The organism is Phenylobacterium sp., assembly GCF_965229015.1.
Lineage (GTDB): Bacteria > Pseudomonadota > Alphaproteobacteria > Caulobacterales > Caulobacteraceae > Phenylobacterium.
In genome coordinates this window covers 665772-678540 of sequence record NZ_CBDDIM010000001.1, presented here as the reverse complement: position 1 = coordinate 678540, position 12769 = coordinate 665772, and the positions used below count along the sequence as shown (strand labels likewise).

The following is a 12769-nucleotide window of genomic DNA, read 5'->3' as shown; positions in this document are numbered from 1 at the left end:
GTCTAACTCTCGTCCCGCGCCCGCGAAAATTAACGATCCGAGATTTGACAGCGGCCCCCTGGCCGCCTCGATCCTGTCTCCATCCTGGGGAGGATCATCATGCCACGCCTCAAGCTGCTCGCGCTGACCGTCCTGGCGCTCCTGGCGCCACGCCCGGCCGACGCCGAGGCTCCCAAGCCCGCCGCCCAGGCCGTCGCCCCCGGCGTCTGGCTGATCCCAGGGGGCATCCCACCGCGCCGCCAGCCCGACGGCAATACGGTGATCTTCACCGGCCCCAAGGGCCTGGTGGTGATGGACACCGGGCGCCACGCCTGGCAGCGCCAGGCCATCCTCGACTTCGCGACGGCGCAGGGCCGCCCCATCGCCGCCATCGTCAATTCCCACTGGCACCTGGACCACGTGAGCGGAAACCCCGACCTGAGGCGCGCCTACCCGGCCGCGAGGGTCTATGCCAGTTCCGCCATCGACAAGGCCTTGACCGGCTTCCTGGCCAAGAGCGCGGAAGATGGTCGGGCCTATCTGAAGGCGGGCGAGCTGCCCCGGGAGACCCTGGAGGACATCGCCGGCGACATCGCCACCGTCGAGGCCGGCGCGGCCCTCCGCCCCGACGTGGTGGTCACCGGCTCCGAAGCCCGGAAGCTCGCGGGCCTGCGGCTAGCGGTGAACCTGGCGCCCAACGCGGCGACGGCCGGCGATGTCTGGCTCTACGATCCCGCCAGTCGCGTGGCGGCGGTGGGCGACCTGGTCACCCTCCCCGCCCCCTTCCTCGACACCGCCTGTCCCGCGGGCTGGCGCAGGGCCCTGGATCAGGTCTGGGCGACGCCCTTCACCATCCTGGTCCCCGGCCATGGCGCACCCATGACACGGGCGCAGTTCGGACTCTACCGCCAGGCCTTCGCCGCCGTGATCGACTGCGCCGCCTCCGCCGAGACCAAGGCGGCCTGCGCGGCGGCCTGGACCCGCACGGTCCAGCCTCTGCTGGGGCGGGATCCCGCCGACCTCAGGCGAGCCCAGGGCATGACGGAGTACTATGTCGGCGATGTCCTGCGGGCTCCTGGCGAGAAGGCGGCCTGCCAGACCGCCTAGAAGCTCGGCCTTTTCGCCGCTCCAGCGTCGCCATAGGGTGGAGGCAGGGACGGTTCTCAATCGGAGTGGGCTATGAAGATCAAGACATGGGCCGCAGGCGCGGCCGCCGTCGCGAGCGTGGCGGCCTTGGGAGTCGCGGCGCCGGGCAGCGCCCAGCCGCAGGGTTACGCGCCGCCGCCGGGAAGCTATTGGCAGTCTTGTCAGAAGGTGCGGGTGACCGACAGTGGTCGCCTGACCCTGTGGGCGGAGTGCCGCGACTATAACGGCCGTTACCGGGCGACCAGTCTCGACTTCGAGGGTTGCCGCGGCGAGATCACCAACGAAAACGGCCAGTTGAGTTGCCGAATGGCCGGGCCCTATGGCGGCCAAGGCGGCTATGGCGGCTATGGCGGCTACGGCAGCGGCGGCTGGGGCTCCAGTGGCGGATATAACGGAGGTTACAATGGCGGCGGCTATAGCGGCGGCGGCTACGGCAACGGCGGCTATAGCGGCGGCGGCTACGGAAACCAGGGCGGCTATGGCGGCCAAGGCGGCTATGGCGGCCAAGGCGGCTACAACGGCGGCTACGAGCGCCCTCGGGCCCGGGGCGGCTCCATCACCCTCTATGACGGCCTGAACTTCACGGGCGGGGCCTACGCCACCAGCACCGAGATCACCAATCTGCCCAAGCAGAACAACGACCGCACCCTCAGCATCAAGATCGGCCGGGGCGCGTGGGAGGTCTGCACGGACAAGGACTTCGGCGGCCGCTGCCTGATCCTGGATAAGGACGTGGCGGACCTGAACCGGATCGGCCTGGCCTACGCCATCACCTCTCTGCGGCAGGTCCGATAGCGCCATAGGAAAAGGGCCGCCCGGGTTTCCCCGGACGGCCCTGATCTGGGTCGAAGGTCGCTTAGGCCGAAAGGCCTACTCGACGATCTTGGAGACCACGCCGGCGCCGACGGTGCGGCCGCCTTCGCGGATGGCGAAACGCAGGCCCTGGTCCATGGCGATCGGGGTGATCAGCTCCACGTCCAGCTCGGCGTTGTCGCCCGGCATGATCATTTCCACGCCTTCCTTCAGCTTGATGATCCCGGTCACGTCGGTGGTCCGGAAGTAGAACTGAGGACGGTAGTTGGTGAAGAACGGGGTGTGACGGCCGCCCTCTTCCTTGGTCAGGATATAGGCTTCGGCCACGAACTTGGTGTGCGGGGTGATCGAGCCGGGCTTGCAGAGAACCTGGCCGCGCTCGACGTCTTCACGCTTGGTGCCGCGCAGCAGCACGCCCACGTTGTCGCCGGCCTGGCCCTGGTCCAGCAGCTTGCGGAACATTTCCACGCCCGTGCAGATGGTCTTCTGGACGGGGCGGATGCCGACGATCTCGACTTCCTCGCCGACCTTGACGATGCCCTTTTCGATCCGGCCGGTCACAACCGTGCCGCGGCCCGAGATCGAGAACACGTCTTCCACCGGCATCAGGAACGGCAGGTCCACCGGACGCTCCGGCTGCGGGATGTAGGCGTCCACCGTCTCCATCAGCTTCAGGATCGACTTCTCACCGATTTCCGGATCGCCGCCGTCCAGCGCCACCTTGGCCGAACCCATGGTGATCGGGATGTCGTCGCCCGGGAACTGGTACGACGACAGGAGCTCGCGCACCTCCATCTCCACCAGTTCCAGCAGCTCGGCGTCGTCCACCAGGTCGACCTTGTTCATGTAGACCACCAGGGCGGGCACGCCCACCTGACGGGCCAGCAGGATGTGCTCGCGGGTCTGCGGCATCGGGCCGTCGGCGGCCGACACCACCAGGATCGCGCCGTCCATCTGCGCCGCGCCGGTGATCATGTTCTTCACATAGTCGGCGTGGCCGGGGCAGTCGACGTGGGCGTAGTGACGGTTGGCCGTCTCATATTCCACGTGCGCGGTGTTGATCGTGATCCCGCGCGCCTTCTCCTCCGGAGCCGCGTCGATGTCGGCATAGGCCATCGCCTTGGCCCCACCGGCCTTGGCCAGCGTCATCGTGATCGCGGCCGTCAACGTCGTCTTGCCATGGTCAACGTGACCAATCGTGCCGATGTTGCAGTGCGGCTTAGTGCGTTCGAACTTTTCTTTAGCCATTTCAAGCTCCAGCCCTGTCCGGGCTCGTCCTCTAAACTAGGGTTGGGGTTAGGCGAACTTCTTGATCACTTCGTCGGCCACGGCCTGCGGCACCGTCTCGTAGTGATCGTAGGTCATGGAGAAGTTGGCGCGTCCTTGGGAGAACGAGCGCAGGGTGTTGATGTAGCCGAACATGTTGGCCAGCGGCACGAAGGCCGTGACCACCTGGGCGTTACCCCGGGTTTCGGTGCCCTGGATCTGGCCGCGGCGGCTGTTCAGGTCGCCGATGACGTCGCCCATATATTCGTCGGGCGTCACCACTTCGACCTTCATGACCGGCTCGAGCAGCTTGGGAGCGCCCTTCTCGCGAAGTTCGCGGAAGGCGGCGCGGGCGGCGATTTCGAAGGCCAGGACCGAGGAGTCGACGTCGTGGTAGTTGCCGTCATACAGCGTGGCCTTGAAGTCGATCAGCGGGAAGCCGGCTAGCAGGCCATTTTCCTTGGAGGTGTCGAGACCCTTCTGAACGCCGGGAATGAACTCCTTCGGGATCGAGCCGCCGACGACGGTGTTCTCGAAGACGAAGCCCGACCCGGGCTCGCCCGGCTCGAAGAGAATCTTGACGCGGGCGAACTGGCCCGTACCGCCGGTCTGCTTCTTGTGGGTGTAGTCGATGTCGGCCTTGCGGCCGAGGCTCTCGCGATAGGCCACCTGCGGCGCGCCGATATTGGCGTCGACCTTGTAGGTACGACGCAGGATGTCGACCTTGATGTCGAGGTGAAGCTCGCCCATGCCCTTCATGACCGTCTGGCCCGACTCCTGGTCGGTGAAGACCGTGAAGGACGGATCCTCGGCGACCATCTTGGCCAGGGCGACGCCCAGCTTTTCCTGGTCGGCCTTGGATTTCGGCTCGATGGCGATCTCGATCACCGGCGCCGGGAAGTCCATCTTCTCGAGGATGACGGGCGACTTCAGGGGGTCGCAAAGGGTGTCCCCAGTGCGGGTGTCCTTGAGGCCGGCCAGGGCGACGATGTCGCCGGCGAAGGCTTCCTTGATGTCCTCGCGGTTGTTGGAGTGCATCAGCAGCATGCGGCCGACGCGTTCCTTCTTGTCGCGGGAGGAGTTCAGCAGGCCCATGCCGGTTTCGAGCTTGCCCGAATAGATGCGGCAGAAGGTCAGCGAGCCCACGAAGGGGTCGTCCATGATCTTGAAGGCCAGGACCGACAGCGGCTCCTCGTCGGAGGCCTTGCGGACCACCGGCTCTTCCGTCTTGAAGTCGATGCCCGGGGTCGGCGGAATGTCGATCGGCGAAGGCAGGTAATCGACCACGGCGTCGAGCAGGGGCTGGACGCCCTTGTTCTTGAAGGCCGAGCCGGCGAGGATCGGATAGAAGGCGCCGGTCAGAACCGCCTTGCGCAGGCACTTCTTGATGACCTCGACCGACGGCTCTTCGCCGCCGAGGTAGGCTTCCATCGCCTCATCGTCGAGTTCGACCGCGTTCTCGATCAGGTAGTGGCGGGCTTCTTCAGCCTTGGCCTGCATGTCGGCCGGGATTTCCTCGTCGCGATAGGTCGCGCCCAGGCCGTCATTGTCCCAGACCACGGCCTTCATGCGGACCAGGTCGACGATGCCCTTCAGCGAGGCTTCCGAGCCGATCGGCAGTTGGATCGGTACGGCCTTCACGCCCAGGCGATCACGGATCGTCTTCAGGCACATTTCGAAGTCGGCGCCGATCTTGTCCATCTTGTTGACGAACACGATGCGCGGAACGTTGTAGCGGTCGGCTTGGCGCCAGACGGTCTCCGTCTGGGGCTCCACGCCCTGGTTGCCGTCCAGCACCGCGACGGCGCCGTCGAGCACGCGCAGCGAGCGTTCGACTTCAATCGTGAAGTCCACGTGGCCGGGGGTGTCGATGATGTTCAGGCGGTGACCGTTCCAGATGGCGGTCGTCGCGGCTGACGTGATCGTGATGCCGCGTTCCTGCTCCTGCTCCATCCAGTCCATGGTGGCGGCGCCATCGTGGACCTCACCGATCTTATGGCTCTTGCCGGTGTAGTAGAGGATCCGCTCCGTGGTCGTGGTCTTCCCGGCATCGATGTGGGCCATGATGCCGAAGTTACGGTAGTCAGCGATTTTGTGCGCGCGGGCCATAGCGGATAGCTCTGCTGGAAAAGGCGTTCGGGATAGGCTGAACGAACAGCGCGGGCGGTTTAGCTCAAACCGCCCGCGCCGAAAAGGGATGGTTCGTGCTGGTTACCAGCGGTAGTGCGAGAAGGCCCGGTTGGCTTCGGCCATCTTGTGGGTGTCTTCCCGCTTCTTGACGGCGGAACCCCGGTTCGAGGAGGCGTCCAGCAACTCGCCGGCCAGCTTCTCGGTCATGGTGTTCTCACCGCGCTTGCGGGCGGCGGTCACCAGCCAGCGGATGGCCAGGGCCTTCCGACGGTCGGGACGCACTTCGACGGGCACCTGATAGGTGGCGCCGCCGACCCGGCGGGAGCGGACTTCGATGCCCGGCGCGACGTTTTCCAACGCGGCGTGGAAGGTTTCCAGGGGACCCTGGTCCTTGCGCTTGGCTTCGAGGATGTCGAAGGCGCCGTAGAGGATATTCTCGGCGACGGCTTTCTTGCCTTCGTACATCACGTAATTCATGAACTTGGTGACCGTCAGGTCCCCGAACTTCGGGTCGGGCAGGACTTGACGTTTCTCGGCGCGACGGCGGCGGGACATTCTTCTTATTCCTTACTTAGGACGCTTGGCGCCGTAGAGCGAACGACGCTGCTTGCGATCCTTGACCCCTTGGGTGTCGAGCACGCCGCGCAGGATGTGGTAACGGACGCCAGGAAGGTCCTTAACCCGGCCGCCGCGGATGAGCACGACGGAGTGCTCCTGCAGATTGTGGCCTTCGCCCGGGATGTAGCACACCGCTTCGATGCCGGTGGTCAGACGCACCTTGGCGACCTTACGAAGCGCGGAGTTCGGCTTCTTCGGGGTCGTCGTATAGACGCGGGTGCAAACGCCACGGCGCTGAGGGCAGCCCTTGAGGGCCGGCACCTTGTTGCGCACCGGCTTATTCTGCCGGGGCTTGCGGATGAGCTGATTGACTGTTGGCATCTATTCTCTGCTCTGGAGGCGTGTGCCGTTGGGCCGTGGCGCCTCAGTTGGGGTCCGTATTCAAAAGCTCCGAAACCGGCTCGCTGAACGCAAAAACTCGCCGGCGCGCTTTGGGTCGCGTTCCGGCGGGTCTGGCTGTCCGTTTCGGGACTTGCCGTTCAACGGGGCGAAGGGAAGAATCCCCGGCCTCGAAAGGAGCGCGGTTCATACTCGCCAAGCCCCTCGGCGTCAACGTTTGCGAAAGCGCGCGCGCCTCGCCCGCTTTCGGACATGAATTCGCCCCGCCCGTCCTCGCCCTATGGCGAAGGTTGCAGGAACGGGACTGGGCATGCGGAACGGGAGGCGCTGGCGACTGGGAGCCCTCGCGGCGGCGTCCCTCGTCGGCCATGTGGCCGTGCTGTCGGTCCTGGCGGTCAACCACGCCAAACCGGCGCGCTACGAGCCCGCCCCGGTGTTCGAGGTCACCATCGCGCCCCGCATCGTCGAATCGGTTCCCCAGACCTCGCCCCGGCCGCGGCAGCAGTTGCGCCCCCGTCCCTCGCGCCTGCGCCCGGACGATCTCTCCGTCACGCCGTTGTTCGTCCCCGAGGCGCCGCCGCCGGCCGCCCCGGCGCCCACGCCTCCAAGCCTGACGCCCCAGCTCTCGGCCACGCTGCGCCGCAGCCTCGGCTGCGCCAATATCGGTGGCTCAGGCCTGAGCCAGGCCGAGCGGGACGCCTGCATGGAGCGCCTGGGCGAGGGGGCGAAGGACGCCGCCTATATCCCGCCCGGCCTCAGCCGGCCCAAGCAGGCCCTGCTGGACGAGGCTGCGGCCAAGCGGAAGGCCTATCGCGACTATCGCGACGCCCCGACGCCGCCAGGCCTATCCACCTCCGACGCCGCCGGCGGCCTGACCGGCCTCGGCGAGGCCGCGCCACACAAGACCACCAAGCCCTTCTAGCCCCGCAACGCAGAACGGCCCGGGGTCACCCCCGGGCCGCCTGCAGAGCGCGATGAGGTCCTAGGCGGCGATCACCTCGTCGCCCCGCATCAGGGGGGCCTCCAGGGTGGCCCAGTCGATCTGGCCGTCGTGCTTGAGGTTCTCGAACTGCAGGACGCCCAGGGCCTCGAACTTGGGACGGATCTTCTCGGTCAGCAGGCCGATCCGCTTGAGGTTGGGGATCATCCGTTCGAACAGGAAGGTGCGGAAGGCCCGGCCGCCCTGGGTGGCGTTGTTGATCTCGATCGCCTCGGCCTCGGTGAAGCCGAACTCCTGGGCCACGTTGGTGGAGACCAGGCGGTCGCGCATGACCAGGCAGGCCTCGTAGGCGAACTGGGCGCGCTCCTCGATCTGGTCCTCCGGCAGGGCCCGGATCCAGTCCTCCAGATAGTTCACCCCGAAGGCCACGTGCCGGCCCTCATCGCGCATCACCAGGCCCACAACGTCGCGCAGCAGCGGGTCCTCGGTGGTCTGGTGGATGGTCTGGAAGGCGGCCAGGGCCAGGCCCTCGATGAGGATCTGCATGCCGATGAACTTCAGGTCCCAGCGCGGGTCGGTGAGCACTTTGTCCAGCAGGAACTTGAGGCTCGGATTGATCGGGTAGATCATCCGGCAGCGCTCCATCAGGTACTTGTGGAACACCTCCACGTGGCGCGCCTCGTCGAAGGTCTGGGAGGCGGCGTAGAGCTTGGCGTCATGGGTCGGCGCGCAGCTCACCAGCTGGGAGGCCACCATCAGGGCCCCCTGCTCCCCGTGCAGGAATTGCGACAGCGTCTGGGCGTTGGAGCGGTGGGAGAACTCGCGCTTCTGTTCGGCCGTCAGGGCCTCCCACTTGGGATGGCCGGCGAACCCCTCGGGCCCCTCCCCGGCCGCCACGTCGCGAGGCGGCGGCGGCGCCTGGGTCCAGTCGATGTCGAGCTCGGTGTTCCAGTTGAACCGCTTGCCCAGCTCGTAGAGCCGCCGGATCTTGGAATTGGCCGTCTCGTAGTCCCAGTTATAGGAGCCGGTCAGCGGCGTGTTGAAAATCTCTCGGATCACCTCGACGTCGTGGTCCGACAGGCGGGCGGCAAGGTCCTCGGAATCGAAGGTCTGGACCTCGGTGGGCGGTCCGTCGACGAGCGTCACGTGCAGCATGGCTGGCTCCCTTTCGCCCGGTCACGCGCCGGGCTCTAGGGACGACGATAAAGATGACGCCGGCGTCATCTTTGATCCAGATCAAGAATGACGCCCAAACGAAACGGCCCGGGATCGCTCCCGGGCCGCTCGTTACGCGCACTGACTGGACGGTTTGGGCCTAGCCTTCGACCTTCTCGGCCTCGGCGTCGGCCGCGATGATGTCCGGCAGGGGCTCCATCGCCTCTTCGCGGCTGGCCGAGAGGGCCTCGTCGCGCTTGGTGGCGATGCGCTGCAGGTTGCGCAGGTACGAGCCCGTGCCCGCCGGGATCAGGCGGCCCACGATCACGTTTTCCTTCAGCCCTTCGAGGGTGTCGGTCTTGCCCTGCACCGAGGCTTCGGTCAGCACGCGGGTCGTTTCCTGGAACGAGGCCGCGGAGATGAAGCTGCGGGTCTGCAGCGAGGCCTTGGTGATGCCCAGCAGGACCGGCTGGGTGATCGCCGGGCGGCCGCCGCGGGCTTGCGCCTTGGCGTTCTCCTCGTTGACTTCCGTCATGTCGAGGTGGTCGCCCTTGAGCAGGCCGGTGTCGCCGGGCTCGAGGATCTCGCCCTTCTGCAGCATCTGACGGACGATGGTCTCGATGTGCTTGTCGTTAATCGGCACGCCCTGCAGACGGTAGACTTCCTGGATTTCGTCCACGAGGAACTCGGCCAGGGCCTCGATGCCCAGGATGCGCAGGATGTCGTGCGGATCCGGGTTGCCGTCGATCAGGTACTCACCGCGGCGGATCACGTCACCGTCGTGGACGGCGATGTGCTTGCCCTTGGGGATCAGGAACTCGACCGCTTCGCCACCATCTTCCGGGGTGATCTTGATGCGGCGCTTGTTCTTGTAGTCGCGGCCGAATTCGACGCGGCCGTCCATCTCGGCGATGACCGCGCAGTCCTTGGGACGACGGGCTTCGAAGAGTTCGGCCACGCGGGGCAGACCCCCGGTGATGTCCCGGGTCTTGGCGCCTTCCGTCGACATCCGGGCGATGACTTCACCCGGCTTGATCTCGTCGCCGTCGCCCACCGAGAGGATCGCGCCCACCGGCAGGAGGTAACGGGCCTCGCCGCCGTTGGAGATCCGCATATAGGCGCCGTCGGCGTCCAGGACCGCCATGGCCGGACGCAGGTCCGAGCCCTTGGTGGAGGTGCGCCAGTCGATGACCACGCGGTTGGAGATGCCGGTGGCTTCGTCGGCCTCCTCGCGGACGGAGAAGTTCTCCACCAGGTCCTCGAAGCGGATCTTGCCGCCGACTTCGGTGATGATCGGGATCGAGTAGGGGTCCCACTCGGCCAGACGCTGGCCGCGCTTGACCTTCTCGCCGTCACGGACCTTCAGGCGCGCGCCGTAGGGCGGCTTGTAGGTCTCGCGATCCTTGCCGTCGACCTGCACGCTCATCTGCAGGTTCCGGGAAAGGCAGATCAGCTCGCCGTCGGGAGCGATGACGGTGTTGCCCCCGGCCAGCTTCACGGTGCCGGTGTTGGTGCTCTCGTAGAACGACTGCTCGGCCACCTGGGCGGTGCCGCCGATGTGGAAGGTCCGCATCGTCAGCTGGGTGCCGGGTTCGCCGATGGACTGGGCGGCGATGACGCCGACCGCTTCACCGATGTTCACCGGGGTGCCGCGGGCCAGGTCGCGGCCGTAGCAGGTCGCGCAGACGCCGTTGGCGGCCTCGCAGGTCAGGACCGAGCGCACCTTCACCGACGGGACGCCGGCGTTGTCGATCAGGTCGCAGATGTTCTCGTCCATATAGGTGTCGGCCGGAACGATGACCTCGCCGGTGCCCGGATCCTTGATGTCCTCGGCGGTGGAACGGCCCAGGATGCGCAGCCCCAGCGAGACCAGGACGTCGCCGCCCTCGATGACCGCGCGCAGGGTGATGCCCCGCGTGGTGCCGCAGTCTTCCTCGTTGATGATGCAGTCCTGCGCCACGTCCACCAGACGACGGGTCAGGTAGCCGGAGTTGGCGGTCTTCAGGGCGGTGTCGGCCAGGCCCTTACGGGCGCCGTGGGTGGAGTTGAAGTACTCCTGGACGGTCAGGCCTTCCTTGAAGTTCGAGATGATCGGCGTCTCGATGATCTCGCCGGAGGGCTTGGCCATCAGGCCGCGCATCCCGCCGAGCTGCTTCATCTGGGCCTGCGAACCGCGGGCGCCGGAGTTGGCCATCATGAAGATCGAGTTGATCTCCAGCTCGCGGCCGTTCTCGTCCTTCGGCTGGGTCGAGATTTCGGCCATCATCTCGTCGGCGACGCGGTCGGTGGCTTTCGCCCAGGCGTCGACGACCTTGTTGTACTTCTCGCCCTTGGTGATCAGGCCGTCGGCGTATTGCTGCTCGTACTCTTCCACCAGCTTGCGCGTCTGGGTGACGATGGGCTTCTTCCGCTCGGGGATGATGATGTCATCCTTGCCGAAGGAGATGCCGGCCTTGGCCGCTTCCTTGAAGCCCAGCCCCATGATCTGGTCGGCGAAGATGACCGTCGCCTTCTGACCGCAGTGGCGGTAGACGATGTCGATCAGGTTGCCGATTTCCTTCTTGGTGAGGTTCTTCTCCAGGAGCCGGTGACCGACCGCCGGGTGGTGCGGGAACAGGGCCGAGATCTTCATCCGGCCCGGCGTCGTATCGATCAGCTTGCGCTCCAGCACGCCGTCGGCGTTCATCTCGCTGTGGCGGGCCTTGATCTTGGAGTGGATGCTCACCACGCCGTGGTCGAGCGCGGCTTCGATCTCGCCCAGGTCGGAGAAGATCTTGCCCTCGCCCGGCTCGCCCTCGCGGGCCAGGGACAGGTAGTAGAGCCCCAGCACGATGTCCTGCGACGGCACGATGATCGGTCGGCCGTTGGCCGGCGACAGGATGTTGTTCGTGCTCATCATCAGCACGCGGGCCTCCAGCTGGGCTTCCAGCGAAAGCGGCACGTGGACGGCCATCTGGTCGCCGTCGAAGTCGGCGTTGAAGGCCGCGCAGACCAGCGGGTGAAGCTGGATGGCCTTGCCCTCGATCAGCTTGGGTTCGAAGGCCTGGATGCCCAGACGGTGCAGGGTGGGCGCGCGGTTCAGCAGAACCGGGTGCTCGCGGATCACCTCGTCCAGGATGTCCCAGACGGCGGGCTGCTCGCGTTCCACCATGCGCTTGGACTGCTTGACGGTGCCCGACAGGCCCTTGGCGTCGAGGCGCGCATAGATGAAGGGCTTGAAGAGTTCGAGCGCCATCTTCTTGGGCAGGCCGCACTCGTGCAGCTTCAGTTCCGGACCCACGACGATGACCGAACGGCCGGAATAGTCGACGCGCTTGCCGAGCAGGTTCTGGCGGAACCGGCCCTGCTTGCCCTTCAGCATGTCGGCCAGCGACTTCAGGGGCCGCTTGTTGGCGCCCGTGATGACCCGGCCGCGACGGCCGTTGTCGAACAGGGCGTCGACGGCTTCCTGCAGCATACGCTTTTCGTTGCGGATGATGATGTCGGGCGCGCGCAGCTCGATCAGGCGCTTCAGGCGGTTGTTGCGGTTGATGACCCGGCGATAGAGGTCGTTCAGGTCGGAGGTGGCGAAGCGGCCGCCGTCCAGCGGCACCAGGGGACGCAGTTCCGGCGGGATCACGGGGACCACCGACAGGATCATCCATTCCGGCTTGTTGCCGCTTTCGATGAAGCTCTCGATCAGCTTCAGACGCTTGGACGTCTTCTTGAGCTTCATTTCCGAGGTGGTGGTGAGGAGGTCCTCACGCAGCCGGTCGGCTTCCTTGGGCAGGTCGATGGCGCGCAGCAGGCCCTGGACGGCTTCGGCGCCGATCTCGGCAGTGAAGCTGTCGTCCCCGAACTCCTCCTGGTAGCGCATGTACTCGTCTTCCGAGAGCAGCTGATGCTGCTTCAGCGGGGTCAGGCCCGGCTCGGTGACGATGTAGTGCTCGAAATAGAGCACGCGCTCGATGTCCTTCAGGGCCATGTCCAGCATCATCGAGATGCGGCTGGGCAGGGACTTCAGGAACCAGATGTGGGCGACGGGCGACGCCAGTTCGATGTGGCCCATCCGCTCGCGCCGGACGCGGGCCAGGGTGACCTCGACGCCGCACTTCTCGCAGATGATGCCCTTGTACTTCATGCGCTTGTACTTGCCGCACAGGCACTCGTAGTCCTTGGTCGGGCCAAAGATCCGCGCGCAGAACAGGCCGTCACGTTCCGGCTTGAACGTCCGGTAGTTGATGGTCTCGGGCTTCTTGATCTCGCCGAAGGACCACGAGCGGATCTTCTCAGGCGAAGCCAGGGCGATGCGGATACGGTCGAAGGTCGGAACGGCCTGGACCGGGTTGAAGATATTCAGGACTTCCTGGTTCATCAGAATTCCAGTTCGTCAGCAGTTTCAGT

At 66.0% G+C, this 12769-nt stretch carries 9 protein-coding genes; 3 read left to right on the top strand and 6 right to left on the bottom strand.

Translation table 11 applies throughout. From position 1 onward, the window contains the following. Positions 1–99: 99 nt before the first annotated feature. Entirely contained in the window at positions 100–1086 is a 987-nt protein-coding gene (locus tag ACO06I_RS03310; protein WP_421931198.1) for an MBL fold metallo-hydrolase, read from the top strand. A 72-nt stretch (positions 1087–1158) separates the two neighbouring features. Then, positions 1159–1920: a beta/gamma crystallin-related protein gene (locus ACO06I_RS03305; protein WP_421931197.1), complete on the top strand. Its 762-nt coding sequence runs from the start codon at positions 1159–1161 to the stop codon at positions 1918–1920. 75 nt (positions 1921–1995) lie between these two features. On the opposite strand, the gene tuf is transcribed toward ACO06I_RS03305, so the two are convergent. From tuf to rpsL, 4 genes are all read right to left on the bottom strand, one after another. After that, entirely contained in the window at positions 1996–3186 is a 1191-nt protein-coding gene (tuf, locus tag ACO06I_RS03300; protein WP_421931186.1) for an elongation factor Tu, read from the bottom strand. A 48-nt stretch (positions 3187–3234) separates the two neighbouring features. Beyond that, a complete protein-coding gene (fusA, locus tag ACO06I_RS03295; protein ID WP_421931196.1) occupies positions 3235–5313 on the bottom strand; it encodes an elongation factor G in 2079 nt (692 codons plus the stop codon). Positions 5314–5415: 102 nt separating this feature from the next. Continuing rightward, positions 5416–5889, bottom strand: a complete 474-nt coding sequence (gene rpsG, locus ACO06I_RS03290; RefSeq protein ID WP_293492233.1) for a 30S ribosomal protein S7 — start codon at positions 5887–5889, stop codon at positions 5416–5418. Between the two features lie 12 nt (positions 5890–5901). Beyond that, positions 5902–6273 (bottom strand): 30S ribosomal protein S12, encoded by a 372-nt coding sequence (gene rpsL / locus ACO06I_RS03285; RefSeq protein ID WP_111278705.1) that lies wholly within the window; start codon positions 6271–6273, stop codon positions 5902–5904. A 328-nt stretch (positions 6274–6601) separates the two neighbouring features. Here rpsL and ACO06I_RS03280 point away from each other — a divergent pair, with 328 nt between their 5' ends. Continuing rightward, a complete protein-coding gene (locus ACO06I_RS03280) occupies positions 6602–7213 on the top strand; it encodes a hypothetical protein (protein ID WP_421931195.1) in 612 nt (203 codons plus the stop codon). 60 nt (positions 7214–7273) lie between these two features. On the opposite strand, the gene ACO06I_RS03275 is transcribed toward ACO06I_RS03280, so the two are convergent. Both ACO06I_RS03275 and rpoC read right to left on the bottom strand, forming a co-directional pair. Continuing rightward, positions 7274–8386 carry a ferritin-like domain-containing protein gene (locus tag ACO06I_RS03275; protein WP_421931194.1) on the bottom strand — a complete coding sequence of 371 codons (1113 nt, stop codon included), beginning with the start codon at positions 8384–8386 and terminating at the stop codon, positions 7274–7276. A 160-nt stretch (positions 8387–8546) separates the two neighbouring features. Next, entirely contained in the window at positions 8547–12740 is a 4194-nt protein-coding gene (rpoC, locus tag ACO06I_RS03270) for a DNA-directed RNA polymerase subunit beta' (RefSeq protein WP_421931193.1), read from the bottom strand. Positions 12741–12769: the final 29 nt, after the last annotated feature.